19 protein-coding genes are annotated in these 25,289 nt (G+C 70.7%); 14 read left to right on the top strand and 5 right to left on the bottom strand.

From position 1 onward, the window contains the following. Positions 1-67: 67 nt before the first annotated feature. Entirely contained in the window at positions 68-1,297 is a 1,230-nt protein-coding gene (locus tag AB0J58_RS14045; RefSeq protein WP_364214814.1) for a DUF349 domain-containing protein, read from the bottom strand. A gap of 59 nt (positions 1,298-1,356) precedes the next feature. Beyond that, on the bottom strand, positions 1,357-2,232 hold the full coding sequence (locus AB0J58_RS14040) for a peptidylprolyl isomerase (protein WP_364214811.1): 876 nt from the start codon (positions 2,230-2,232) through the stop codon (positions 1,357-1,359). A 147-nt stretch (positions 2,233-2,379) separates the two neighbouring features. Here AB0J58_RS14040 and AB0J58_RS14035 point away from each other — a divergent pair, with 147 nt between their 5' ends. Genes AB0J58_RS14035 through aspS (AB0J58_RS14025) form a run of 3 tightly spaced genes read left to right on the top strand, consistent with a single transcriptional unit; the run spans position 2,380 to position 6,110 of the window. Next, positions 2,380-3,108, top strand: a complete 729-nt coding sequence (locus AB0J58_RS14035) for an MBL fold metallo-hydrolase (RefSeq protein WP_364214808.1) — start codon at positions 2,380-2,382, stop codon at positions 3,106-3,108. 3 nt (positions 3,109-3,111) lie between these two features. Next, a complete protein-coding gene (gene hisS / locus AB0J58_RS14030; protein ID WP_364214805.1) occupies positions 3,112-4,377 on the top strand; it encodes a histidine--tRNA ligase in 1,266 nt (421 codons plus the stop codon). Then, positions 4,374-6,110: an aspartate--tRNA ligase gene (gene aspS, locus AB0J58_RS14025; protein ID WP_364214802.1), complete on the top strand. Its 1,737-nt coding sequence runs from the start codon at positions 4,374-4,376 to the stop codon at positions 6,108-6,110. Before hisS ends, aspS (AB0J58_RS14025) begins: the two co-directional genes overlap by 4 nt. Positions 6,111-6,157: 47 nt before the next feature. Here the strand turns inward: aspS (AB0J58_RS14025) and AB0J58_RS14020 are convergent, their stop codons facing one another. Next, on the bottom strand, positions 6,158-7,936 hold the full coding sequence (locus tag AB0J58_RS14020) for an ABC transporter ATP-binding protein (protein ID WP_364214799.1): 1,779 nt from the start codon (positions 7,934-7,936) through the stop codon (positions 6,158-6,160). Beyond that, positions 7,933-9,792: an ABC transporter ATP-binding protein gene (locus AB0J58_RS14015; protein ID WP_364214796.1), complete on the bottom strand. Its 1,860-nt coding sequence runs from the start codon at positions 9,790-9,792 to the stop codon at positions 7,933-7,935. Before AB0J58_RS14015 ends, AB0J58_RS14020 begins: the two co-directional genes overlap by 4 nt. A 333-nt stretch (positions 9,793-10,125) precedes the next feature. Between AB0J58_RS14015 and aspS (AB0J58_RS14010) the strand changes: the two genes are divergently transcribed. Further along, the gene (gene aspS, locus AB0J58_RS14010) at positions 10,126-11,424 is read left to right on the top strand and encodes an aspartate--tRNA(Asn) ligase (protein WP_364214793.1); all 1,299 of its coding nucleotides are present in this window, start codon (positions 10,126-10,128) and stop codon (positions 11,422-11,424) included. A gap of 53 nt (positions 11,425-11,477) precedes the next feature. Here aspS (AB0J58_RS14010) and AB0J58_RS14005 read toward each other — a convergent pair whose 3' ends face one another. Continuing rightward, positions 11,478-13,280, bottom strand: a complete 1,803-nt coding sequence (locus AB0J58_RS14005; protein ID WP_364214790.1) for an ABC transporter ATP-binding protein/permease — start codon at positions 13,278-13,280, stop codon at positions 11,478-11,480. A gap of 311 nt (positions 13,281-13,591) precedes the next feature. Between AB0J58_RS14005 and AB0J58_RS14000 the strand changes: the two genes are divergently transcribed. The 10 genes from AB0J58_RS14000 to AB0J58_RS13955 all read left to right on the top strand — a co-directional run bounded on the left by AB0J58_RS14000 (position 13,592) and on the right by AB0J58_RS13955 (position 25,266). Continuing rightward, positions 13,592-16,330 carry a LuxR family transcriptional regulator gene (locus AB0J58_RS14000; RefSeq protein ID WP_364214787.1) on the top strand — a complete coding sequence of 913 codons (2,739 nt, stop codon included), beginning with the start codon at positions 13,592-13,594 and terminating at the stop codon, positions 16,328-16,330. Positions 16,331-16,598: 268 nt separating this feature from the next. Next, positions 16,599-17,639 carry a TauD/TfdA family dioxygenase gene (locus AB0J58_RS13995; RefSeq protein ID WP_364214784.1) on the top strand — a complete coding sequence of 347 codons (1,041 nt, stop codon included), beginning with the start codon at positions 16,599-16,601 and terminating at the stop codon, positions 17,637-17,639. Positions 17,640-17,677: 38 nt separating this feature from the next. After that, positions 17,678-18,820, top strand: a complete 1,143-nt coding sequence (locus AB0J58_RS13990) for an amidohydrolase family protein (protein ID WP_364214781.1) — start codon at positions 17,678-17,680, stop codon at positions 18,818-18,820. Between the two features lie 39 nt (positions 18,821-18,859). Continuing rightward, complete coding sequence (locus AB0J58_RS13985) at positions 18,860-19,975, top strand: hypothetical protein (RefSeq protein WP_364214778.1); 1,116 nt, start codon at positions 18,860-18,862, stop codon at positions 19,973-19,975. Beyond that, complete coding sequence (locus tag AB0J58_RS13980; protein WP_364214775.1) at positions 19,968-20,864, top strand: TauD/TfdA family dioxygenase; 897 nt, start codon at positions 19,968-19,970, stop codon at positions 20,862-20,864. Before AB0J58_RS13985 ends, AB0J58_RS13980 begins: the two co-directional genes overlap by 8 nt. Position 20,865: 1 nt before the next feature. Beyond that, positions 20,866-21,867, top strand: a complete 1,002-nt coding sequence (locus AB0J58_RS13975; RefSeq protein ID WP_364214772.1) for a Gfo/Idh/MocA family oxidoreductase — start codon at positions 20,866-20,868, stop codon at positions 21,865-21,867. Continuing rightward, a complete protein-coding gene (locus AB0J58_RS13970; protein ID WP_343966415.1) occupies positions 21,864-22,973 on the top strand; it encodes a Rieske (2Fe-2S) protein in 1,110 nt (369 codons plus the stop codon). Before AB0J58_RS13975 ends, AB0J58_RS13970 begins: the two co-directional genes overlap by 4 nt. Next, the gene (locus AB0J58_RS13965; protein ID WP_364214769.1) at positions 22,960-23,745 is read left to right on the top strand and encodes an ABC transporter ATP-binding protein; all 786 of its coding nucleotides are present in this window, start codon (positions 22,960-22,962) and stop codon (positions 23,743-23,745) included. The genes AB0J58_RS13970 and AB0J58_RS13965 overlap by 14 nt, the downstream gene beginning before the upstream one ends. Continuing rightward, a complete protein-coding gene (locus AB0J58_RS13960) occupies positions 23,738-24,505 on the top strand; it encodes an ABC transporter permease subunit (protein ID WP_364214766.1) in 768 nt (255 codons plus the stop codon). Before AB0J58_RS13965 ends, AB0J58_RS13960 begins: the two co-directional genes overlap by 8 nt. After that, a complete protein-coding gene (locus tag AB0J58_RS13955; RefSeq protein ID WP_364214763.1) occupies positions 24,502-25,266 on the top strand; it encodes an ABC transporter permease subunit in 765 nt (254 codons plus the stop codon). The genes AB0J58_RS13960 and AB0J58_RS13955 overlap by 4 nt, the downstream gene beginning before the upstream one ends. Positions 25,267-25,289: the final 23 nt, after the last annotated feature.

The raw sequence follows: 25,289 nt of genomic DNA, 5'->3' as shown, positions 1-25,289 counted from the left end.
CCCCGGTAGGGGAGCCCTCCGCGGCCCTGTCGGTCCTTCAGATCGCGTCAGCCGCCCGCGGAAGGGGTCAGGAGAACTCGGCGAGCGTGCGCTCGGCCTCCTCCAGCCAGGAACGGCGGGCGGCGAGGGCCTCCTCGGCGTCCTTGACGTCCTTGTCCCTGCCCGCGTCCCTGGCCTTGGTCAGGCGGCCCTCCAACTGCGCGATCGACTTGCGCAGCTGGTCGACCGTGTTCTGGGCACGGGCGCGCGCCTCGGGGTTGGAGCGCTTCCACTCCGCCTCCTCGGCCTTGCGGACCGCGTCGTCGATCTTGCGCAGGCCGCCCTCCAGCCGGTCGCGCTGCTCGCGCGGGACCGGGCCCGCGGCCTCCCAGCGCTCCAGGATGCCGCGCAGGGCGCTCCTGGCCGCACGGACGTCGGTGACCGGGAGGATCTTCTCGGCCTCGGTCAGGAGTTGCTCCTTGGCCTCGGCGTTGGCCGCCAGCGAGGCGTCGCGCTCGGCGAAGACGGCCGAACGCGCCTGGAAGAACTGGTCCTGGGCGCCCTTGAAACGGCCCCAGAGCTCGTCCTCGACCTCCCGGGAGGCCCGGCCGGCGGACTTCCACTCCTGCATCAGCTCGCGGTAGGCCGACGCGGTGGCACCCCAGTCGGTGGACGAGGCCAGCGCCTCGGCCTCGGCCACGATGCGCTCCTTGGTGGAGCGCACGCCCTCGCGCTGCTCGTCCAGCCCCGCGAAATAGGCCTTGCGCCGCTTGGCGAAGGCCGTGCGGGCCGCCGACAGGCGCTTCCACAGCGCCGCCTCGGTCACCCGGTCGATGCGCTCGGCGGCCTTCCACTCATCGATCAGCTGGCGCAGCCGCTCGCCACCGGTCTTCCAGTGGGTGGTGTCGTCGGCGATGCGCTCGGCCTCGGCGACGATCCGCTCCTTGACGCCCTTGGCCTCGGCCCTGGCCACGTCGCGAGCGGCCTTGACCTCCTCCCGGCGCTGGGCGACCAGCTCCGTGAGGGTGTTGAGGCGGTTCAGCAGCGCGTCGAGGTCGCCGACCGCGTGCGCGTCGGTGATCGCCTCGCGGAGCTTGACGATGGTCGCCTCCGCCTGGGCGGGCGGCAGGTCAGTGCCGCGGAGCCGCTGTTCGAGCAGGGTGACCTGCCCGGCCAGCTCGTCGAACTTGCGATGGAAGTAGGCGAGTGCCTCTTCCGGTTCGCCGGCCTGCCAGGACCCGACGGCCCGTTCTCCCTCAGCCGTACGTACGTAGACGGTGCCGTCGTCGTCTACCCGGCCCCACGGGTCGGTGCTCACCGTGTCCTCCCGCACTTTCATCAGCCTTTCGGGACTTACCGCCCCTTGTATGTATTACGTCAGCTCTTGCTGGACATTGTCACGTCTTTGATTTCGAGGGTTTCCTTCGGTGCCCCGGTGCCGTCAGGTCCCGGAGTGATGACGCCCGCCTTGTTCACCTTGTCGAGGATCTCCAGGCCCTTGGTGACCGTACCGAAGGGGGTGTAGTCCGGCGTCAGCGGGGCGTCGCCGTACACGAGGAAGAACTGGCTGCCGTTGGTGTCGGGACCGCTGTTGGCCATGGCCACGACGCCGCGGGTGTACTTGGCGCCCTCCAGGTTCTCGTTGACGAAGCGGTAGCCGGGGCCACCCTGACCGTCGGTGGGGTTCTTGCCGTCGGCCTTGGCCAGCGGGTCGCCGCACTGCAACATCGGGAACTGGTCGGAGCCCAGCCGGTGACACTTGGAACCGTCAAAGTACTTCTTCTGCGCCAGGAAGGCGAAGGAGTTGACGGTGCACGGAGTCTTGTCGGCCGACACCTTGATGACGATGTCGCCCTGGTTGGTCTTGAGGGTCATCGTCGTGGGAGTCTTGTCGACCTTCGCCGGAGGCAGGCCCACGTTCTTGGTCGTGCCGCCTTCCGAGGCGACGTAGCCACAGGTTCCGCTGGCCGCGTCGAAGGCCGTCGGCTGCGTGCCGGCCTCGGAGGCCGCCTCCGAGGGGTTCCCCGAAGGGCTCCCCGAGGGCGCCGGATCGGCGGTCGCCGTCGTGTCGGAACCTCCGAACACGCTGGTCGCGACGATCACACCCGCCACAGCCAGCACACCGACCACACTGGTGCCGATGAGTGCGATGCGCTTGGCCCTGGCGACCTTGGCCTCACGTTCGACGCGTCGCTTCATCTGCCGCTCGTAGTGCTCGCGCGCCAACTGCTTCTGGCGCTCCCTGCCGCTCACCGCTTCGCCCTCCCGAGTGCCGAGTCGTACTTAATGAGGTGGGCGAATCGTATCGGCCAATGGGTAATGGTTCGCAGCCCGCCGACCCGCACCGGTACCCTTCGGTTACATTCCCATCCGCATTCTTGACGAGATCAGCTGAGGCAGATGCTCATCGCCGGCTTTCCCGCAGGGTCCTTCCAGACCAACTGTTACGTCGTCGCTCCCGCCGCGGGCGAGGAGTGCGTGGTCGTCGATCCAGGCCAGAACGCCGTCGGCGACCTCGATGACCTGCTGCGCGAGCACAGGCTCAAACCGGTCGCGGTGCTGGTCACCCACGGGCACCTCGACCACATGTGGTCGGTGGCCCCGGTCTGCGGCGCGCGTGACGTCCCCGCGTGGATCCATCCCGAAGACCGCGAGCTGCTGTCCGATCCCGGCAGGGGAATGTCGCTGTCCGCGAAACAGCAGCTGTTCGGGGGACTGACCTTCACCGAGCCGGACGACGTGCGCGAGCTCGCGGACGGCGAGGTGCTGCGACTGGCGGGCCTGGAGCTCACCGTCGACCACACCCCCGGCCATACCAGGGGGTCGGTGACCTTCAGGTTGCCCAGCACCGAGGAGATCCCCGACGTGCTGTTCTCGGGCGACCTGCTCTTCGCCGGCTCCATCGGCCGCACAGATCTTCCAGGCGGCGACTACCCGACCATCCTGCGCAGCCTGGCGGCCAAGTGCCTGCCGCTGCCGGCGGACACGGTGGTGCTGCCCGGCCACGGACCACAGACCACGATCGGCCAAGAGCGTGCCACCAACCCGTATCTCGCGGAGGCGGAGCAGGCCGCGGGCGCAGGCCCCGCGGGTCTCAGGCACGACCGCGGCCCCGGCAGGGGACTTTAGACAATGACTTTGCAGGCGCCCAAGGGCACCTTCGACTGGATCCCACCGCGTTCGGAGCGGGCACTCGCCGTACGCGAGGCGCTGACCGACCCCGTCCGCCGGGCGGGTTACGGCTACATCGAGACGCCGGTCTTCGAGGACACCGCGCTGTTCGTGCGCGGCGTCGGGGAGTCGACGGACATCGTCTCCAAGGAGATGTACACCTTCGAGGACAAGGGCGGGCGCTCCATCACGCTGCGCCCCGAGGGCACCGCCCCGGTGGTGCGCGCGGTCCTCCAGCACGGCCTGCACAACGGACAGCTTCCGGTGAAGCTCTGGTACTCGGGCAGCCAGTTCCGCTACGAGCGGGCACAGAAGGGCCGCTACCGGCACTTCTGGCAGGTCGGCGCCGAGGCACTGGGCGCCGAGGACCCGGCGCTCGACGCCGAGCTGATCCTGCTGGCCGTCGACGGCTACGCCGCGCTGGGGCTCACCGGGGTCCGGCTGCTGATCAACACGCTGGGCGACAGGGAGTGCCGCCCCGTCTACCGGGCCGCGCTCCAGGACTTCCTGCGCGGCCTCGACCTCGACGAGCCCACCCGGCAGCGGATCGAGATCAACCCGCTGCGCGTGCTCGACGACAAGCGCCCGGAGGTGCAGGAGCGGCTGGCCGGCGCGCCGCTGGTCGTCGACCACCTGTGCGGGGCGTGCAAGGCCTATCACGAGGAGGTCCGCTCGCTGCTGACCGCCTCCGGCGTGGCCTACACCGACGACCCCCGGCTGGTCCGCGGCCTCGACTACTACACGCGGACCACGTTCGAGTTCGTCCACGACGGGCTCGGCTCCCAGTCCGCGGTCGGCGGCGGAGGCCGCTACGACGGGCTGAGCGAGATGCTCGGCGGTCCCGCCCTGCCCAGCGTCGGCTGGGCGCTCGGCGTCGACCGTACGGTCCTGGCCATGGAGGCCGAGGGCCTGTTCGCGGGCGACGGCGAACAGGCGCGCGTACAGGTGTACGGTGTGCCGCTGGGTGAGGAGGCGCGCCGCCGGATGTTCCTTCTTGTCACCGAGTTGCGCCGGGCGGGCCTTGCCGCCGACATGTCGTTCGGCGGCAAGGGTGTCAAGGGCGCCATGAAGGGCGCCGACCGCTCGGGGGCGAGCCACGCGGTGATCCTCGGCGAGCGTGATATCGCCTCGGGGACCGCGCAGGTCAAGGACCTGGCCAGCGGAGAGCAGACCGCCGTACCACTCGCTGAGATCGTCACGACGTTGAAGGAGAGACTGGACAAATGATCCGCACGCACGAAGCGGGATCACTGCGCGAGGAGCACGCCGGGCAGCAGGTGACGCTCGCCGGATGGGTGGGGCGCCGCCGCGACCACGGCGGCGTGGTCTTCATCGACCTGCGTGACGCCTCCGGCTCCGCCCAGGTGGTCTTCCGCGAGGAGGACGACGCCCACGGCCTGCGCGCCGAGTACTGCGTCAAGGTCGTCGGGCAGGTGCGGGTCCGCCCCGAGGGCAACGAGAACCCCGACCTGCCGACCGGCGCGATCGAGGTCGTCGCCTCCGAGGTCGAGGTGCTCAGCGAGTCCGCCCCGCTGCCGTTCCCCATCGAGGGCGGGACCGGCATCTCGGAGGAGGCCAGGCTCAAGTACCGCTACCTCGACATCCGCCGCCCGCAGGTCGCGCAGGCCATGCGCACCCGCTCCAAGGCCACCTACCTCGCCCACCAGGTGATGGACGAGCACGGGTTCAACTACGTCGAGACCCCGATGCTGACCCGCTCCACCCCGGAGGGTGCCCGCGACTTCCTGGTCCCGGTCCGGCTTCAGCCCGGGAACTGGTACGCCCTGCCGCAGTCGCCGCAGCTGTTCAAGCAGCTCCTGATGGTCGCCGGGCTGGAGCGCTATTACCAGCTCGCCCGCTGCTTTCGCGACGAGGACCTGCGCGCCGACCGGCAGCCGGAGTTCACGCAGATCGACGTCGAGATGTCCTTCGTCGACCAGGACGACGTCATGGCCCTGGGGGAGGCGCTGATCGGCCGGATCTGGAAGGAGACGGTCGGCTACGAGCTGCCGAACCCGCTACCCCGGATGACCTACCGGGACGCCATGGCCCGCTACGGCTCCGACAAGCCCGACCTGCGTTTCGGCCAGGAGCTCGTCGAGATGACGGAGTTCTTCGCCGACACCACCTTCAGGGTCTTCCAGGCACCGTACGTGGGCGCCGTGGTCATGCCCGGCGGCGCCTCCCAGAGCCGCAAGGAGCTGGACGCCTGGCAGGAGTGGGCCAAGTCGCGCGGCGCCAAGGGCCTGGCTTACGTGCTGGTGGGCCAGGACGGCACGCTCGGCGGCCCGGTCGCCAAGAACCTGTCCGAGACCGAGGCGGCGGGCCTGGCGGCCAAGGTGGAGGCTGAGCCCGGAGACGCGATCTTCTTCGCGGCCGGCGCGGCCTCCGCGTCCCGCGACCTGCTCGGCGCGGCCCGGCTGGAGATCGGCCGCCGCTGCGGCCTGATCGACGAGTCGGCCTGGAACTTCCTGTGGATCGTCGATGCCCCCATGTTCGAGGAGGACGGCGAGGGCGGCTGGACCCCGGTCCACCATCCCTTCACCGGTCCGAAGCCCGAGTGGGCCGACAACTTCCAGGACCATCCTGGTGAGGCCCTGGCCTACGCCTACGACATGGTCTGCAACGGCATGGAGATCGGTGGTGGCTCGATCCGGATCCACCGCGCCGAGATGCAGCAGCGCGTCTTCGACGTGCTCGGCATCTCCAAGGAGGAGGCGGAGAACAAGTTCGGCTTCCTGCTGGAGGCGTTCAAGTACAGCCCGCCGCCGCACGGCGGCATCGCCTACGGCTGGGACCGGGTCTGCACGCTGCTGGCCGGCGGAGAGTCGATTCGCGACGTGATCGCCTTCCCGAAGACGGCCTCCGGTTTCGACCCGCTGACCGGCGCTCCCTCCCCGATCACGGCGGGGCAGCGCAGGGAGGCCGGGGTGGACGCCAAGCCCAAGGCGGAGGCCTAACCCCCCTCGGCCGGTCCCGGTGAGCCGGGGCCGGCCGAGATGGGGACCTAGCGGTAGATCCTTCGCTGGAGGCCGTACAGCTCGGAGTAGAGTCCGGAGCCCGCCAGCAGCGTGTGGTGGTCACCGTTCTCCACCACCCGGCCTCCGTCGAGGACGATGATCATGTCGGCCATCCGCACGGTGGAGAAGCGGTGGGAGACGAAGAGGGTGATCGCGCCGGAGCGGTGACCCGCCTCGTGCGAGGAGGCGGCGTAGCGGTCGAAGATCGCGTGTTCCGCGGCGGCGTCGAGCGCGGCCGCAGGTTCGTCCAGGACCAGCAGAAGCGCCTCCTGGCGCATCAGGCACCGGGCGAGCCCCAGTGTCTGCCACTGGCCGCCGGAGAGTTCGACGCCGTGGCCGTAGCCGTGGCCCAGCAGGCCGGAGAGCCCGCCGGGCACCGTCGCCACGATCCGGTCCGCGTGTGCCAGCCCGAGCGCCCGCGAGATCGCCTCCCGGTCCTCCAGCCGGGCGAGGTCACCGACTCCGACGTTCTCCCCGAGGCGCAACTCGAACCGGGCGAAGTCCTGGAACAGGGAGGCCACCCTGGCCTGCCACTCGCGGGGTGGCAGGTCGCGCAGGTCGATGCCGTCCACCAGGATCCGGCCCGAGGTGGGATGGTAGAGGCCGCACAGCAGCTTGACGAGGGTGCTCTTGCCCGCCCCGTTCTCGCCGACGAGCGCCACCGATCCGCCTGCAGGTATCGTCAGGCAGACGTCGCGCAGGATCATCCTGTCGGTCCCGGGGTAGGCGAAACTCACGTGCTCCAGCCTGATGCCCTCTCGTAGCCTCACGGGGACGCCGCCTTCCACGGGGGAAGGGCTCTCCCCCGGATCCCGGAGCGAGGCCAGCCGGTCCAGCGTCCTGCCGACGCCCTGTAGGGCGGTGAGCAACGTGGAGGCCCCGGACACCTGCACGCTCACCTGGACCGCCAGGGTGATGACCAGCACCACGTCGCCCGCGTCGGCCCTTCCCCGGGCGGCCTGCCAGATCACCAGCGTGATCGCGCCCCCGTAGGCGAGGGAGAAGGCCAGCTGGCCCAGCGTCCGTAGCCCGGCGGCCCTCAGGTGCGCGCCTCGCAGTGCCGCGCTGGTCTTCGACCAGCAGGTGTCCTGCTCCCGCAGGAGAGGAGGCTCGGCGTGAAAGAGCCGGATCTCCTTGATCGAGGCCGGGGTGGTCGCGAGTTCGAGCAGGTGGCGGGTGCGGCGGGTGCTCTCGGCGGTCGCCTCCTTCGCCAGCTCCAGCAGGTTCTGCGCCCGTCTGCCGATCAGCACCGACGGCAGCGCCGCCAAAGGCAGCAGGGCCAGCCAGGGATCGAGCATCACCAGCAGGACCGCGGTGAACCCGGTCTGCAGGACGAGCCCGCCCAGCTGGAGCACCGACTCCACCGCGGTGCGGGTCTTGCCCAGCTCCTGGCGGACGAGGTTCACGCTGTCGGCGAAGGCCGGGTCGTCCAGGCGCTCAAGCCGCGGCGAGCCGTTGACGTGGCGGACCAGCTCCTCGTGCAGCACGGTCTCGGCGAGTTCGCCGACCTCGAAGTAGGACAGGTGGGCGAAGTGCCCGAGCATCAGCTCCAGGACGAGGAGCACGGCGACGGCGCAGACGACCGCCGTCGCGACGTCGACCCTCCCCGCGACGGCGGCGTTGGTGAACTCCCGCAGCCCCACGGCCACGAGCGGGGTGGCCAGGTAGCCCACCGCCATCAGCCCGACCGCCTTGAGCAGGCGTACTCGGTCGACCCTCGCGGCGAGGCGCAACACGAACAGCGCGCTGAGCACGATCCATCTCATCGGCCGGCCTCCGTCCCCGGCGGGCCGGTCGCGAAGCGCCGGGCCTGCAGGTCGAAGAGGTCGGCGTAGCGTCCACCGGACCTCAGCAGTCCCGCGTGGTCCCCCTGCTCGACCACGCGGCCGTGCTCGACGACCACGATCCGGTCGGCCCGCCGTACGGTGGAGAAGCGATGAGAGATGATCACCGTGGTCAGCCCGCCGGTGATGGCGAGGAAACGGTCGAAGAACTCCACCTCCGCCCGGACGTCCAGCTGGGCGGTGGGCTCGTCCAGGACCAGGACGGAGGCACCCCGTTCGACGGCGAGAAAGGCGCGGGCCAAGGCGATCCGCTGCCACTGCCCGCCAGACAGGTCGCGCCCGCCCGCGTACTGCCCGGACAGCGGGGTGTCGAGGCCGGCGGGCAGGGAGTCCACCACCTCCAGCGCGCCCGCGCGCCGGGCGGCGGCGAGCAGGGCCGGTCTGTCCCCGAGCGCGGCGGGGGCGCCGAGGCCGATGTTGGCACCGGCGGGCAACTCGTAGCGGACGTAGTCCTGGAAGATCACGGCCAGCCGGCGCTGCCAGTCCCGGGGGTCCAGCCGCCGTAGGTCCTCACCGTCGACGAGAATTCTTCCCTCCGAGGGGTCGTAGAGGCGCGCCAGCAGCTTGACCAGGGTGGTCTTGCCGGCGCCGTTCAGTCCGACGATCGCGGTCGAACCCCCGGCGGGCAGCTCCAGGTCGAGGCCGTCCAGCACCTTCCGGCCGGTGCCGTAGGCGAAACCGACCCCTTCGAAGCGGATGCCGCGCCGGGGCAGCCCGCTCGCCGGGAGATCGCCCCGGGGAATCTCCCGCCGGCCGGCGGAGACCAGGTTCTCGAACTCCACCAGTGCCTCATAGGCGTTCAGCCCGTACTGGGTCTGCACGTCACTCTCCGGGAAGAAGGTCCCGAACCGAATGGCGAGCAGCGCCGACTGGAGGGCGATGGAGAGTTCGAGTAGGCCGAGGTCGCCCAGTGCGGCGGAGCGGGCGAGCCAGACCAGGAGTACGGTGCCCCCCACCAGGCCGACCAGGGTATAGCCCACGAACGGCCAGAACAGGATGCGCCGCCGGCCACTCCACAGGGCCGTCAGGTACTCCCGCGCGTCCACGCGGTGGCGCCGCTCGTACCAGTCGATCAGGCCCAGCGTCCTGAACTCCTTGGCGGCGGTGATCGCCGTGCCGATGTCGCGCAGATAGGTGACCCGCCGGCGCGGGCCGGACAGCTCGTGCCAGAGCGAGCCGAGGCGTCCCATGGATCCGCGCCTGCCGTGCCGGATCACCAGGGCGGTGACCGCCGCGACGGTGCCCGCGACCGGGGAGATCACGATTCCGATGAGGACCACCGCGCCGGCCAGCTGTGTGTACCTGGCGACCAGTGCGAGGGTGCCCGCCACCGCCTCCCCGGGAGTGGGCGGGAACCGGCCCAGGCCGTCGCGCGCGTCTCCGAGCCTGCCCACGACGTTCTCGCGTTCGAGCAGGGACAGTGGCGCCTCGGCCAGGGCGGAGCCCATCAACCGCCGGACGCAACCGCCGTCCACCTGGCGCGCGATCACCTCTCCCAGCGCGGCCTGGTAGGGCACCAGCGACTGCTGCAGGATGTAGGCGCCGACCGCGAGGGCCAGCGCCGCGCCGACGGTGACCGGGCCGGTTCCGCTCGCCGTGGTGGAGACCTCGGCGAGCATGACGCTCGTCCAGACGATGAAGCCGACGGGAAGCAGGCCCACCAGGAGGTTGATCGCGAGCGAGGTGCCCAGCGCGGCCGGACCCGCGAGGAGGAGCAGCCGGGCGAACGCGCGCCGGCGTTCCGCGGGGGACGCCGAAACGGGTGTTCCTGCGGTCATCGGGTTTCCCCGCCCCGGAGGGGAGGCGTTTGGACTATGATCGGCGGCAAAGCTGTGACGAAGCCAAGTAGGCCGGGACCATGCGAGCAACGAGAGAGCCGCCGGAGCTGGAAAGGCGGCCTCGCCCCCGGGCCGAAGACCCTTCCGAGCTGCGGGGAGGAACGGCGGGGCCACCGCGGTAACCGTCCAATGCCCCGCCGGTCGGCCCTCGTCATCGGGTCACAATGAGGTTCCGCCTCCGGCGGGGCAAAGGTGTGGTGGCACCGCGAGCGAAATGTCCCTGCTCGCCCGCACCTGATAGGGACTCCCGTAAGTTCTCTGTGCGGAGTTGCCATGCGAATTCTTTCCTCCCAGGTGTCCAAGCATGTCGGCGAGGAGGTGTGTCTCGCCGGTTGGCTGCATCGCGTTCGCGCGCTGAAGTCGGTGACCTTCGCCGTGCTTCGCGATCGGGACGGTCTCGTCCAGGTCGTCGCAGCCGACCCGGAGCTGGTGAGGCGCCTCGCCGAACTGCCCGAGGAGACCGTGGTCGAGGTGGTGGGCACCGCCACCGCCAACCCTCAGGCACCGGGTGGGGTGGAGATCACCTCGCCGACGTTTCGCGAACTCTCCGACCCGGCCGTCGCGCCCCCGTTCGACCTCTACCGGCCGGTGGTCTCGGCGGGTCTGCCCACCGTGCTCGACAACGCGGCGGTGGCCTTGCGCCACCCCAGGCTGCGCGCGCCGTTCGAGATCTCCGCGGCCTCGGTGGAGGGCTTCCGCCGGGCGATGGAGAGGCTGGACTTCATCGGGGCGCACACTCCCAAGGTGGTCTCCTCCGCCACCGAGTCCGGGGCCAACGTCTTCGCGCTGGACTGGTTCGGCCGCCGGGCCTACCTGGCGCAGTCGCCGCAGTTCTACAAGCAGACCCTGGTGGGGGTCTTCGAGCGGGTCTACGAGATCGGGCCGGTCTTCCGCGCCGAGCCGCACGACACCGCGCGGCATCTGGCCCAGTACACCAGCCTCGACGCCGAGATGGGCTTCGTGACCGACCACCGCGATGTCATGGCGGTCGTCCGCGAGGCGGTCGCCGACATGGTCTCCAGCGTCGCCCAGCGTGCCGCGGGGGCGGTGGAGCTGATCGGTGCCGAGCTTCCGGACGTACCGGCGGAGATCCCGTCGATCCACTTCGCCGACGCGCAGGAACTGCTGGCCCGCGAGAGCGGCGAGGACCCGCGGGGTGAGCCCGACCTGGCCCCCGCGCACGAGAGATGGCTGTGCGAGTGGGCTGTTCGCGAGTACGGTTCGGAGTTGCTGTTCGTCACCGGTTACCCCATGGCGAAGCGACCGTTCTACACCCACCCCGACCCCCTGCGGCCGGAGTACTCCAACAGCTTCGACCTGCTCTTCCGCGGCCTGGAGCTGGTCACCGGTGGGCAGCGGCTGCACCGCCACTCCGACTATCTCGCCGCCCTGCGGGCCCGCGGGGAGAGTCCGGAGCCGTATGCCGGCTATCTGGCGGCCTTCGCGCACGGCATGCCGCCGCACGGCGGGTTCGCCCTGGGTCTTGAGCGCTTCGTCGCCAGGCTGACCGGGGTGGACAATGTCCGCTGGACCACCCTCTTCCCGCGTGACCTGCACCGCCTGACCCCGTGAGCGGCGGGCCCCTCGCCGGCAGGGCGAGGGGTCCGTTCCTGGCAGGGCGGGGCTCACCCGCATAGGTGCCGCTTGAGGCTGTGCAGGGCCGGGACGAGCAGCAGCGGTGAGAGCGCGACCAGCCAGGCGAGATGCCCGGCGGCCGAGGTGAGGTCGCCCTCGATCACCAGGGACCTGGACAGCTCCACACCGTGGTGCAGTGGGGAGACCTCGGCGACCGCGCGTAGCGCCGCGGGCAGCCTCTCCGTCGGGAAGAAGACCCCGCTGATCAGGGTGAGCGGGGTCAGCACCAGCGTGTAGAAGTAGGAGTAGGCGTTTATCGCCCGGACCGCGCCGGTGAACAGCAGGCCCGCACAGGCGAAGACCAGGCCGAGCGGGAGCAGGGCCGGCACGGCCAGCAGGGCGGTGCTCGCGGGCGCGTATCCCAGCGCGGCGAGGATCGCGAGGTAGACGCCGGTGTAGACCATGCATCGGGTCAGTGCCCAGATCAGCTCGCCCAGCGCGATGTCCACCGGCTCGACGGGACTGGTCACGGCCGCGTCGTAGCTGCGGGCGTGGCGCAGCCGTACGAAGACGTTGTAGGTGACCTCGAAGACGGCGCCGTTCATCGCGGTGACGGCGAGCAGTCCCGGGGCGACGAAGCTCGCGTAGGAGGACCCCAGGGCCTGTCCGTCCACGTAGAAGCCCAGACCGATCCCCAGAGCCGCCAGGGAGAAGACCGGTTCGAAGAAGTTGGGGACGATGGTGGTCTTGTAGGACTTCCTGAACAGGGTGAGGTCGCGCCACCAGATCCGGCCGGCCAGGCTGAGGGAGGGGGGCGGCACCGCCCGGCGCGGCCTGTGCCGACCGCGTGGCCTGGGGGGCACGGGGAGGGGCGTGGGGAGATCAGCCGGGGGAACGGGGCGCTCGCGTTCCAGGGCGTGCAGCGCGTCCTGCAGCGAGCTCGGCCGGACCATGAGCTCCTCGGCTCCGGTCACCTGGAGCTCGTCGGCCAGGCCGGTGACGGAATCCCCGAACACCAGGAGCCGGTTGCCCACCCGCAGCCGGGTACGCGTCCGCGTCCAGGCGGGTTCCGTGGCCCCGGAGTGCGGGACGCCGAGCTCGACCACGTACCTCGGCACGGTCGCGGTGATCAACCGCCGCGGGCTGGAGGAGCGCAGCACGCGTCCGGAGCCGAGCACGGTGACGCCGTCGCAGAGGCGTTCGACCTCCTCCATATGGTGCGTGGTGAGGATCAGGGTCTTGCCCGACTCACAGAGCGCGTCGAGCAGGTCCCACAGCAGCAGACGCCCCTCGGGGTCGAGGCCGGTGCTCGGTTCGTCCAGCAGGATCAGGTCCGGATCGTTCACCAGGGCGCGGGCGATCAGCAGGCGCCGCTGCATGCCGCCGGAGAGCGTCTGGGGCATGGAGCGGGCGTGCGCGGTGAGATCCACCGTCTCCAGCAGTTCGTCGGCGCGGGCGGCCGCGCTCCGGCCGGAGAGCCCGTGGTAGCGGCCGAAGGTGGTGAGGTTCTCCCGGACGAGGATCTCGTTGTCGTAGGTCATCCCCTGCGGCACCACCCCGATCCGCGCCTTGACCTGTCGGGGGTGGAGCGCCACGTCGTGGCCGAGGACCCGAAGCGACCCTCGGTCGGGTGCCAGAGTGGCGCTGAGCATACGCATCAGGGTCGTCTTGCCGGCGCCATTGGGCCCGACCAGAGCGTGACGCCCGCCTGCCGGGATCGAGAGGGAGATTCCCGCGAGGGCGAGATGGGAGTCATGCCAGCGGTACAGGTCGTGGCCCTCCACCGCGGGGGAGGGCGAATCGGCGACAGCGGTGCCGACCTTTTTGGGATCGACCGAATCTAAAGCGCTCAAGATGAGAAATACCTTTTCGGCAGAGGTGATCCGATGATTCCCCGGATGTTCGCATGGAGAGCGCGAGTGCTCCATCGGTAAGCGTCACGGTTGGTCCAGTCGACAGGCCATAGCCGCATATATGCAGACTTTGTTACGGTTGGCTCCGTCAGTGAAGTAAACGGGATAACTCTGGCGGTTTCATCAGGGGAATCCCTGAAGCTTTGCAGGCAATCATTACGCTTGGATGATTTCCGCAGTTGAGGCGCCTTCCGCTGCGGTCGACGCCGGCACGGGTGACGGCCGTGCGGGACCTCCTACCGAGGGGAAGAATGGGCGTTGTCGGCAGGGACCGTGAGCTCGACATGATCGGGACATGGATCGGCGGCCGTGCCCCCGGTCCCTCGATGGCCGTGCTGAGCGGGGAGGCGGGCATCGGCAAGTCGGCCATCTGGTCCGGCGCCCTGAAGACGGCGGGGCCGGGGCGCGTTCTCTCCTGCCGGTTCGACGAGAGCGAGGCCACCCTGGCCTACGCAGGGCTGGGAGACCTGATCGGCGCCGTCGAGGGCTCCGCGGCCGTACGCGGCCTGCGTGAGCCGTTGCGCCGGGCCTTGGCCGCCGCCCTGTGGTGGGAGCATCCCCGGCAGACGCCGCCGGACCGGCGCGCGGTGGCGCTCGCCGTTCTCGACCTGGTCAGGCGTCTGTCCGCCGAGGGAGCCTTGCTGATAGCCCTCGACGGAATCCAGTGGATGGACCCCGAGACGGAGGTCGTGCTCGCCTTCGTGTTCCGGCGCCTGAGCACCGAGCCCGTGAAACTGCTGGCCACCCTCAGGACCGGGGCGGACAACGGGGCGTGGCCCCCACTCGCCCGGGTGCTGCCCGCGGAGCGGGTGGTCTGCTGGGAGGTCGGCCCGTTGTGCCCCGACGCCCTGGCCGCGGTGCTGGAGGACCGCCATGGCATCGCCCTCACCCGCCACGTGCTGCGGCGCCTGCACGAGGCGTGCGGCGGCAACCCGCTGTTCGGCCTGGAGATGGCCCGAGACCGGGCCTGGCGGCCGAACCCGGCCGACGAGGTCTCCCTGCCGGGGAGCCTGCGGCACCTGCTGCGCGAGCACGTTTCGAACCTCTCGCCGGCCGCCGTCGAGGCGGCGTTGGTGGTCGCCTGCGCCGCCCGGTCCACGGTCGGCCTGGTCGAGCGGGTGACCGGAGGGCTGAAGGGACTGGTGGAGGCGACCACCGGCCGGCTGGTCGTCGTCGAAAGGGAATCGCCGCGCTTTCGCAACTCGCTGCTGCGCAGCACGGTGCTGGAGGTCGCGGGGCCGCTGCGGCGGCATCAGATGCACGTGCGGCTCGCCCGGGCGGTACGGGACCCGGAGGAGCGCGCCAGGCACCTGGCGCTGACCGCCGGCGAGCCCAACGCCGCGCTGGCCGAGACCCTCGACACGGCGGCCGGGCTCGCCGCCGCCCGGGCCGCGCCGCTCAGCGCGGCGGACCTGGCGGTTCACGCCGTCCGCCTGACCCCTGCCGACCAGGCCGAGGTCGCGTTGCGCCGCCGGCTCGCCGCCGCCGGCCACCTGATCTCCGGGGGAGACGGAGCACGGGCCCGCGCCATCCTGGAGGAGGCGCTGCCGCACTGCTCCTCCGGGCCCGACCGGGCGAACGTGTTCTTCCTGCTGGGGCACGCCGTCTTCGCGTCCGGTGACGTCGCGGGTTCGCTGATACCCCTGCAGTGGGGCCGCGCGGAGATCGCCGACCAGCCCGAGCTGCTGATTCCGATCATGGCCAGCCTCACCTACTTCTGCATGCACGGGGGTGATCTCACCGCCGCACTGGGACACGCCAGGGAACTGCTCGGCCTGGCCGAGAGAGCCGGTGACCGCGCGATGTGCGACGAGGCCGCCGTCGTGCTGTGCACGCTTGAGCTCATGTGCGGTGCCCCGGCCCCCGCCGTGGTGCCGGTGCCCCACGGCGGGGCCGCCCTGGGGCGTCCGCCGCTGGTGGCTCTGCACATGTACGGATATCTGTGCCGTTGCATGGGTGACCTCCCGGCGGCTCAGGCCGCGTTCGGAACCCTTGACACCGCCGCCGAGACCGGGACCGCCGCCGACTGGGGGATGGTCTGGGCCACCGAGGTGGAGTGCCTCGCCGGTGACCTCCAGACGGCGGCACGGTACGCGGACCTGGTCGCTCGCACCGCCCAGGAGACGGGAGCCCCGCCGACCGCGGCCCTGCTGGCCGAAGGGCTCGTACTCGGCGTACGTGGTGAGCTGGAGCGGGCCCGGCAACTGGCGGAGGAGGCGTTGGCCGCGGCCGACGCCTCGGGCCATCGGATGGCGGTGTTGATGATCCGGGCGCTGCTGGGCTTCGTCGAGCTGTCCGGCGACGACCCGATGGCGGCCGTGCTGCACCTCGACGCCGCCGACCGGATATGCGGTGAGCTCGGAGCGATCCCAGAGGTGCTCTGTCCCACCGCGGGAGCCGACCACGTCGAGGCGCTGGTCCAGGTCGGACGCTACGAGCAGGCCGCCGAGCGCGCGGGCAGGATCCGCTGGGCCGGCCGCCTCATCGACCGCCCCCTGGTACGCGGTCTGGCCGCCAGGGCCGGCGGCGTGCTGCTGACGGCCACCGGCTCCCCCAAGAGAGGAGCCGGTGAGCTGGAAGCCGCGGTGGAGGAGTTCTCCGTGGCGGGTGTGCCCTTCGAACTCGGCCGTACCCTGCTGGCGCTGAGCAGGGTGCAGAGCCGCCTGCGGCGCAGGGAGGAGGCCCGGCGCACCGCCGAGCGGGCGGGCAGGATCTTCAGCGAGCTCGGTGCCGAGAGATGGGCCGCGCGGACCGTGCTCCGTTCCCGTCTCTCCGCGCCCAACCGCCTGACGATCTCTGAGGCCCGCGTCGTCGCGCTGGCGGCCGAGGGCCGGACGAATCAGGAGATCGCCGCGGAGCTGGCGATCGAGGTGAAGACGGTGGAGAGCCACCTGTCCAGCGCCTACCGCAAGCTCGGGGTGCGCAGCCGCACCGAACTCGCGGTCCGGATGAGCGCCGGCCGGCGGGATTCGGGTACGCCGGGAATATGACCGGCGGGCAGGTGCCCCTTTTCGAAATGGCCTTTCCGGGTTTTCCCCAATGACGAGGCAAGGACCGGCCTGTTTAATCGACTCCGACGAACCGATCGACCCGATCAACGTTCAGGCGGTCCAGGCGAGCGGAAAAGGAGGAGCAGGAACCCGCCCATACTCCGGGAATCGCGTTCTTCCTGGCCTTTCCCGTCGATCTGCCGCGTCACCCGGACCGGCATGAGAGCCACGGCAAGCGAACACCTCCGCAACGGAACGGATATCCGCCATGCCCAGATCGAGCGAGCCGCTGACAGAGATCTCCGTCGTCGAGCTTTCCGATGAGGAAAGGGAGAGCTTTCGCGCGGGAATCGGCTCTGTCGACGCCAACCCCTACGACGCGTTTGAACCGTTCCTGGCACAGGTCCGTGAAAGCCGGGAGGCGCTGCCGCGACGGGTCCACGACGCGCTCGACGACCTCAGGAACGGTCGCGCACCCGGCGCGCTGCTCGTGCGCAACCTGCCGATCGTCACCGATCTGCCGCCGACACCCGATCGTTCCTTCTCCGCACTGCCCGACCTCGCCGCGGTGGGCACCGAGGCGGTGCTGGCGAGTGCGGTGAACGTGCTCGGCGAGCCGTTCAGCTATCTGGAGTGGGACGCCGGCCACCTGGTCCACAACAAGTATCCGATCCATGCCCACCGCGACCTGCAGTTCGGTTCCAACGCGGTGGAGTTCCTGCTGCACACCGAGACACCCTTCCGTGACGTCTCTCCCGACTACCTCGCGCTGCTCTGCCTGCGCGCCGACCCGACCGGCCAGGCGAAGACCAAGGTCGCCGACATCACCAGGGTGGTCGACGCTCTGGACGAGGCCGACCTGGCGGTGCTCGCCAAGGCGCGCTACGCGTTCGAGACCGACAACCCGGTTGTCGTCGTCGACGGGCGCGGGCTCACCGAACCGCAGCCGATCGTCAGCTACCGGGACGGCACGAGGGTCGTCGAGTACGTCGGCGACCTGATCGCGACCGACGAGGAGTCACAGCGGGTACTGGAGATCCTCGGCCGCCGGGTCCTGGCGATCGCCGTCGATATCCCGCTGGCCGGAGGGGACCTGCTCGTTCTGGACAACTCGCGCGTGGTGCACGGGCGCAATGCCATCGTCCCGGGCTACGACGGGCGCGACCGCTGGCTGCAGCGCATGCTGGTGACCACGCGGCTACTGAACGGCGAGCACCGGGCCACCGGGCGGCTGGTCTCCGACCGGCGCTACGCGAACTACCCCACCGACTACCGCAAGGCGCTCCGCCAACCGGCCGCACGGTCGTAGGCGGACCGGGCACCGTCACGACGCGGAGGAATCTGACCATGTGGAACGGCTATCAGGTCGTCGACGCAGACGGCCACGTCATCGAACCCGGCACCCTGTGGGAGGAGTATGTCGAGCCCGCCTTCCGCGAGAACTGCCTGCGGGTGGAGCGCGACCGCCTCGACGGTGACCGCCTCATCATCGAGGGCAGGCCCTCCCGGCTGATCCGCCGCCTCGGCGGCGTTCCCTACGATCCCGGGACGCCGATCACCGACTGGAACACGCTGCGTCGCGCGGAGTACGCCTCCTTCGCCGAGTCGTGTCCGCCGGCCTCCCACGACGGTGCCTCCAGGCTGCGCTGGCTGGACGAGCACGGGATCGAGGCGACCCTGCTCTTTCCCTCGCTGGGGCTCATCTGGCCGCGCGAGGTGGATCCCGCCTCCCCGTACGCCGTCGCCCACCTACGGGCCTACAACCGCTGGCTGGCCGACTACGCCTCGGCGGCCCCCGGCAGGCTCGTCCCCGTCGGGCAGCTCGCGCTCTCTCCGCTGGTACGGCTGGAGGAGGAGGTGGCGGCGCTCGCCGCCGCGGGTTTCGGGCACGTGATGCTTCCGCACGGGGTCGCCGGCGAACTCGACGCCCGCCTCGACCCGTTCTGGGCATCGGCCCAGCATCACGGCCTGGTGGTCCACCTGCACAAGGTCGCCGTGCCGCACCTGCTGCCCCTGCCGCTGCCGACCAGCGTCCACGCCCCGGGCCCCGGCGCCTTCTTCAACCACGTCAACGAGATCCTGCCCGGACAGCTCTTCCTGGCCGGGCTGCTCGACGCCCGCGTCCCCGACCGCTTTCCCGAACTGCGCTTCGCCTTTCACGAGTGCAACATCGGCTGGCTGCCCGCATGGCTGGAACGCGCGCAGGAATCCTTCGAGACGCTGCGCGAGACCGGACGCGGCACCCCCGACCACCCGCCCAGGCACTATCTGCACGATCGTGACACCTTCTTCTTCTCAACCGGCCTCGGTGAACGACTCGACCGGCTTCCGGAGGAGCTCCACTCCCGCGTTCTGCTGGCCACCGACTTTCCTCATCCCGGCACGCCTTTCCGGCCGCGGGAGGAGTGGGCGCCGGTGCTGAAGGGACTTCCAGCCGGCCTGCGTCCTGCCCTGCTCGGTGAGAACGCCGTGCGCCTGCTGGACAAGTGATCCGCCGCACCACGACCACGCCCCCGACCAAGGATTCCCATGAAACGTGAGAGCCCTCATGGTTCCGACCTCCAGGTACGCCTGAGCAATCTCCACCGCGTGCGCGTCGAAGAGGTCTTCCGGCTCGGCGCCCTGCGAGACGGGGTGCGCCTCGCCACCACCGACATCCGGCTGCCCTTGCTGGGGCAGGTGCTGCCGCGCGTCGAACTCGTGATCAACGGCCCGGACTTCCAAAAGAAGATCACCGTACGGATCAACCAGTCGTCACCCTTCGTCTTCGACGGCTCCCGGCTGCGCGCCCTGATCAACGACGAGGAGCGCGAGGTCGCCTGCGAGCAGTTCGTCGACGACGACCGCGCCCCCACCGGCATGTACAACTTCGGGCTGCTCAGGGAGAACGGCACCCGAAGTTTCGTCTTCGACTACCACACTTACTGCGCCTACTCCTGCGACTTCTGTTTCAAGGAGAGCGAGTGGGAGGTGCTCTCCGTCCAGCAGGCGAAGACGGGTAACTACCAGGCCAACTTCGACAAATGCCTGGCCTACGTCGAGGCGCACGCGCTGGACTTTCGCACGAAGTACGACATCGTCTGGCTGTGCACCGGCAGCATCACCAACGAGGCCGTGGAGCTGGACCGTCACTGCCGGATGGCCAGGGCACTGCGAAAGGCCGGTTACACCGAGGGGATATACGTCTCGCAGGTCATCCCGCCCAGCCTCATCGGCGACCGGGAACGCCGGCTCGACTACCTCACCACCCTGCGGGAGGCGGGCGTCTCCCGCTTCAACAGCGGCATCGAGGTGGTCAGCGCCGACTACCGCCGCCGGCTCATCCACGGATACAAGGGCGACATCACCTTCGACGACTATGTGGAGATCTTCACCGACGCGGTGCAGGTATTCGGCCCGCACAACGTCGGCAGCTGCCTGCTGGCCGGGATCGAGCCCGCCGAGGAGACCCTGCGAGGGCTGCGCAAAATCGCCGAACTCGGGGTGGTCCCCTCGCCCACGGTCTTCACCGCGTTCGTGGTCAAGCAGCAGAGCATTCCCTTCGTATACGACCTCGACGAACTCATCGACGTGCACGTGCGGTTCAACGAGATCATCGACCAGCACGGGCTCCCCGTCTTCTCGGGGGTGTTCAGCCTTGCCTGAATCGGACACGCGCCGCTGGGAGAGACTGGACCTCTCGTGGGAGACGGCCGAGGAAATCGCCGAGTGGTGCGTCCCCCTGCCGGTGGACGCCTACGGTGACGCTCACCGGGCAGCGGAGCCGCTGCCCGCCGCAGCGTCCCAGCTGGCACGCGCGGCGGCCCGGTTCGGCCGCGACCTGGGGGAGGCAGGCCTGCTGCACGTCACCGGAGTCCTGCCTCCCCCTACGCTGCCGCCGACCCCCGGTCGCCCCTACGTCGAGCTGCGGCACCCGATCGGGACCGAACCGCTGATGCTGGCCCTCGGCGGCCTGGTCGGCGAGGTGATCTCCTTCGCGGACTGGCACGGAGGCGACCGGGTACAGAACCTGTATCCGCTGCGGGCCGAGGCGGCCCGGCAGAACGCCAGCAACGCGGTGTATCTGGAGATGCACACCGAGACGGCGTTCCGCCCCAACACGCCGGACGCCCTGATCCTGCTCTGTCTGCGCCCTGACCCCGGTGCCCGCACCCTGGTCTGCGACCTGCACGAGGTGTGGGACGGCCTCGACCCCGCTACCAGAGGGGCGCTGGCCGAGCCGGCCTTCGCCTTCCACCTGCCCGACGGCACGAGTACCGAGCCCAAGCCGGTGGCCACGCCAAGAGGGGGGCGGCTCCGTTTCAACTACGCCGACGCGCTGTGCGCGGTCGACGAGAGGCACCGGCTGCCACTGCGGACGCTGCGGGAAGGGATCCTGGCCAGGACCGTCGAGATCACCCTGCGGGCCGGGGATCTGCTGTTCCTCGACAACCTCCACCTCGTCCACGGCCGCAGCGGTTACGGTCCGCGCTATGACGGCACCGACCGCTGGCTGCAACGCTGCCTGATCCGTGCCGCCGCGGAGCGGGGGTGAGATGGCCGGCGGGAGGCCGCCGGCCCGCCGGCTCCGGCTGGGGCTCGCCTGTACCGGCTGGATCGCCGACTGGGCCGTCCATCAGCCGATCCGGGACGGCTCTCCGGCCGACGTGGTGTTCGTCGCCTCCCGCGACCCCGGGCGGGCCCGCGAGTACGCGCGCCGGTGGTCCATCCCCGCGTCGGGCGGCTGGTGGGAACTGCTGGAGCGACGCGACGTCGACGCCGTCTACGTCGCCACGCCCAACGCCGACCACGCCCGGCTCGCCCTCGACGCGGTCCTGGCGGGCAAGCACGTACTGTGCGAGAAGCCCCTGGGCCGTGACCCTCACGCCGTCGCCGAGCTGGCCGCCGAGGCTCACCGGCGGCACGTCCTGGTGCGCGAGGCCTACCACTACCGGGCCCATCCCGCGCCGGCCGGGGTACTGGCCGTGCTGAGGGCCGGCATGCTCGGGACGATCCGCCGGATCGACGTCCGCTACGGCTGGTGGCTGGATCGGGCGGACGACGTACGGCTGTCGCCCTCGCTGGACGGCGGCGCGCTGATGGACGTCGGCTGCTACGGACTCGACCTCGTGGGCCAGCTCACCCGGGGCCTTCCCGAGATCACCGGCACCCGGACGCTGACCGGTCCGACCGGGGTGGACCTGACCTGCGAGGTGAGGCTGCGGTCGGGGCCGGTGCGGGCCAGGGTATGGGCGGGCCTGCGCGCGGCCCGGCCCGTCTGCGAGGCGCGCGTCACCGGCACGAAGGGAGGACTCAGGCTGCGCTCACCCTTTCTGCCGGTGATGCCGGGCGCGGTGACGAGACCCCTGTTCGGAGCGTCGTGGAGCTCGCCGGTGGAGGTGACCGCCCCGCGCGCCGCGCCGTTCACCTCCTACAAGTATCAGCTCGACGCCTTCGCCCGCGATGTGGCCGCGGGCGCGTGGGGTGCGGAGGAGGGCATCGTCGGCCGGGCACATCTGCTGGGCCGGGTTCGGGAACGGATGACAGGAGAGAGATGAGCAACCTCTGCGACGTTGGCGTGGATCCCCGTCGCTGGTATCCGGCGTGCCGCACGGACGAACTGGGTCCGGGGCGGACAAGGGAGGTGCGCTTCCTCGGGCGGTCCTTCGTCGTCTTTCGCGACGGGCATGGTGCGGTTCACTGCCTCGACAACGCCTGCGTCCACCGGCGGGTCGCGCTGCACGAGGGCGAGGTGCGCGACTGCCGCATCGTCTGCCCGTACCACGGCTGGGAGTTCGGCCCGGACGGCGCGCTGTCCAGGATCCCCTACTGGGAGCCGGAGAAAGCACTGCCGCGGCTGCGGGTGCGGAGTTTTCCCGTCGTCGAGCGCAGCGGACTCGTCTGGTTCGTCCCCGAGCCGGTCGACCCGCTTCCCCCGCAGCCGCCCGACACCTCCCCCTGGGACGGCGGAGAGTGGTTCTCCTTCCGGCAGGACCGGATCTTTCCCAACCACTACGGGATCGGCCTGCTGAACGGGATGGACTACACCCACTTCCATCTGCATCGCAGGTACCAGCCCTGGTCCCGGCTGACCCTGCGCGACCTCACCGCCGGAGACGAACGCGTCTTCGGGGCGTACGAGGTGACCAGCGGGCGTGGCAGGGCCGAGCGTGTGCTCAGGCTGCTGCTCGGCTCCGACGCGGGGGCCGACACCGTGACCCACCCGCTGGAGGTTTACTACGACTACCCCCATCACCACGCCCACCTCGGTGACGGCATGGTCGTGTGGGTCTTCTTCCGGCCCGAAGAGCGCGACCGGGTCACCGTCTACATCACCCTGTACATCAGGGCCCGGCGCGGCACCAGACACCTACGTCAGTTCGCCGAGCCCTTCTTCCGTCGCCTGGTGCTCGCCCGGATCCAGGAACAGGACGCCTGGATCGGGGTCCGCGAGCAGATCGCCTGGGAGAGCCGGCCAGACGAACCCCGTTGCGAGCTCAACCCCGTCTCGGCGGCGGCGGAACGGCTGCTGCGCTCCCGATGGCAGGCCTACGTGGAGGAGGCCGACCCCCGGCCCGGCCAGTGGCCGGCCGTCCGGCTGGGCGGGCCGGCGAGACACTCCGCCTCCCCACTCGGCGCGGGACGGCCCGATGACGGCGCGTAGGGCATCCGCCCCTTCGGGGGAGGGCGAGGCCGGGATCCACGGCCAGGCGCTGTCGAAGAGCTATGGTTCCGCACGGCGGGCCGTCCACGCCGTACGCGACGTCAGCCTGAAGGTCCGCTCCTCGGAGTTCCTGGCGATCATCGGCCCCTCCGGCTGCGGCAAGACCACCCTGCTGCGGATGGTGGCCGGGCTGGAGACGCCCACCTCGGGCACGATCAGCTGCTGGGGCCGCTCGCCGGCGGAACTCGCGCGCGAACATCGCATCGGCATGGTCTTCCAGGACCCCGCGCTCCTGCCCTGGGCCTCCCTGCGGCGTAACGTGGAGTTCGTCTACCGCGCCGCCGGACGCCGCCCGGACCACGAACGCGTTCACGAGGCGCTGGATCTGGTCGGCCTCACCAGTCTCGCCCACCTGCGGCCCCACGAGGCGTCGGGAGGGATGCGCCAGCGCACCGCCCTGGCGCGGGCGCTGGTCATGGAACCGTCGCTGCTGCTGCTGGACGAGCCGTTCGGAGCGCTCGACGCCATCACCCGGCGCCGTCTCAACGGCGAACTCGAACGCGTCTGGACCGCCGTTCGGCCGACCACCGTCCTGATCACCCATTCGGTGGAGGAGGCGGTCATGCTCGCCGACCGTGTCGTGGTCATGTCGGACCGGCCCGCCACGATCCTCAGGGAGGTCACCGTGCCCCTGGCACGCCCCAGGCCCACCGTCCTGGACGAGACGTTCCGGGACACGGTCCGGGAGTGTATGGAGGCGCTCGATGCCTAGCCTTCGGCGGCGGGCCGGCACGTCGCTGCTGGGGCTGGCGTCGCTGGCGGCCGCCCTGCTGGTGTGGGACAGGTTCGCCTCGGGCGCCGGGCGCGGGGACGTCGCCTCTCTGGACGCGGTCGGCCGCCTCCTGGTGGACCGTCACGAACTACTCGTCGCGGCGGCCGCCGTCACTCTCGGCGAGGCGGCGCTCGGGCTGCTGACCGGGACCGTGTTCGCGGTCGTGGCGGCCTGGGCGGCTCATGTCACCGCCGGAGCGCGCGGGCCGCTCCAGCACCTGATGCTGATCTGCTACGCGGTCCCGCTGGTCGCGCTCGGACCGCTGCTGACCGCGTCCGTGGACCGCGGAGCCATACCGGTGATCGCCGCGGCGATCAGCGCGGCGCTGCCGGTCTTCTCCTCGGCCGAGGCCGGGTTCGGCGCGGTACGGGAAGGGCTGCGTGACCTCCTCACGGTGCACGGCGCGGGGAGGTGGCGCCGGCTGGTCCTGCTGGAGGTGCCCGGCGCACTCCCGTACGCGATCGACGGGATCAAGTTCGCCGTACCGGGGGCCCTGCTCGGGGCGCTCATCGGAGAGTGGTTCGGCGTCGAGCGAGGGCTGGGGGTCCTGCTCGTCTCCGGCCTGCGGGAGGGCCAGAGCGACCTGGTCACGGCGGTGAGCGTGCTCGTCGTGGTGACCTCCTCCGCCGTCTACGCGCTCTTCGCCCGCTGGGCCCGGACGGTGCAGCGCCGCCGCGGCATCACCGGGAGTGTCACGTGAGGCACACGGGTGCCCGCAGGCTACTGGGATACGGCTTCCTGCTGGGACTTCTCGCGGCGGGGTGGACCCTGGCCCGCGCCGGTGCCGCCGTGCCGGCGCTGCTGGTGCCCGACCCGGCGCGGGTGGCCGAGAGCCTGATCACCAAGGTCGTCGCGGATCCGGCGGCGCTGCCGCTCACGTTCGCGCGAGCCCTCGCCGGAACCGTGCTCGGGCTCACCTTGGGTACGGTGCTCGCCATCGTCTCGCACCTGGTCCCGATACTGGAGCCGCTCACCCGCGTCAGCGGAATGATCATGAGATGTGTGCCGGTGCTGGCCCTCAGCCCGCTAATCGCCACCTTCTTCGGCTACGGCGGCCCCGCGGCGGTGGCCACCGCGACAGTGATGAGCTTCTTTCCCTCCTTCGCCCTGGTCGGTGCCGCCCTGTGGCGGATCCCACCGGCCCTCCTTGACGTCATCCGGGTGACCGGCGGCGGTCGCGGCACGATCCTGCGCCGCGTCTCGCTCCCGATAGCCCTGCCCGAACTCGTGTTGGCGGCCAAGCTGACCTCCTGCGTCGGGGTGCTCGCCGCGCTCACCGCGGAGTTCCTCACCGCCAACGACGGGCTCGGCGCCCTGCTGGCCCGCTCCCAGGGGCTCCTGGACACGCCCACGGTGTGGGCGATCCTGCTGACGTCGCTGGCCGGTTCGCTGCTGGCCTACGAGGTCATGGACCTGGCCGAGAGGAAGACTCGCGCTCGCCTCTCACTGCACAAGAACTGACTCGCACCGCACCGCACCGGAAC

Origin of the sequence: Streptosporangium sp. NPDC049644 (assembly GCF_040675205.1) — a bacterium.
GTDB lineage: Bacteria > Actinomycetota > Actinomycetes > Streptosporangiales > Streptosporangiaceae > Streptosporangium > Streptosporangium fukuiense.
Note: the sequence above shows the minus strand (reverse complement) of the source record. Positions and strands in the feature narration are given on the sequence as shown.

Excerpts from the sequence above, each read along its gene's own strand:
- AB0J58_RS14035 (WP_364214808.1), top strand. The coding sequence starts at position 2,380 with ATGCTCATCGCCGGCTTTCCCGCAGGGTCCTTCCAGACCAACTGTTAC.
- hisS (WP_364214805.1), top strand. The coding sequence starts at position 3,112 with ATGACTTTGCAGGCGCCCAAGGGCACCTTCGACTGGATCCCACCGCGT.
- aspS (WP_364214802.1), top strand. The coding sequence starts at position 4,374 with ATGATCCGCACGCACGAAGCGGGATCACTGCGCGAGGAGCACGCCGGG.
- AB0J58_RS14020 (WP_364214799.1), bottom strand. The coding sequence starts at position 7,936 with ATGAGATGGATCGTGCTCAGCGCGCTGTTCGTGTTGCGCCTCGCCGCG.
- AB0J58_RS14015 (WP_364214796.1), bottom strand. The coding sequence starts at position 9,792 with ATGACCGCAGGAACACCCGTTTCGGCGTCCCCCGCGGAACGCCGGCGC.
- aspS (WP_364214793.1), top strand. The coding sequence starts at position 10,126 with ATGCGAATTCTTTCCTCCCAGGTGTCCAAGCATGTCGGCGAGGAGGTG.
- AB0J58_RS14000 (WP_364214787.1), top strand. The coding sequence starts at position 13,592 with ATGGGCGTTGTCGGCAGGGACCGTGAGCTCGACATGATCGGGACATGG.
- AB0J58_RS13995 (WP_364214784.1), top strand. The coding sequence starts at position 16,599 with ATGCCCAGATCGAGCGAGCCGCTGACAGAGATCTCCGTCGTCGAGCTT.
- AB0J58_RS13990 (WP_364214781.1), top strand. The coding sequence starts at position 17,678 with ATGTGGAACGGCTATCAGGTCGTCGACGCAGACGGCCACGTCATCGAA.
- AB0J58_RS13985 (WP_364214778.1), top strand. The coding sequence starts at position 18,860 with ATGAAACGTGAGAGCCCTCATGGTTCCGACCTCCAGGTACGCCTGAGC.
- AB0J58_RS13975 (WP_364214772.1), top strand. The coding sequence starts at position 20,866 with ATGGCCGGCGGGAGGCCGCCGGCCCGCCGGCTCCGGCTGGGGCTCGCC.
- AB0J58_RS13970 (WP_343966415.1), top strand. The coding sequence starts at position 21,864 with ATGAGCAACCTCTGCGACGTTGGCGTGGATCCCCGTCGCTGGTATCCG.
- AB0J58_RS13965 (WP_364214769.1), top strand. The coding sequence starts at position 22,960 with ATGACGGCGCGTAGGGCATCCGCCCCTTCGGGGGAGGGCGAGGCCGGG.
- AB0J58_RS13960 (WP_364214766.1), top strand. The coding sequence starts at position 23,738 with ATGCCTAGCCTTCGGCGGCGGGCCGGCACGTCGCTGCTGGGGCTGGCG.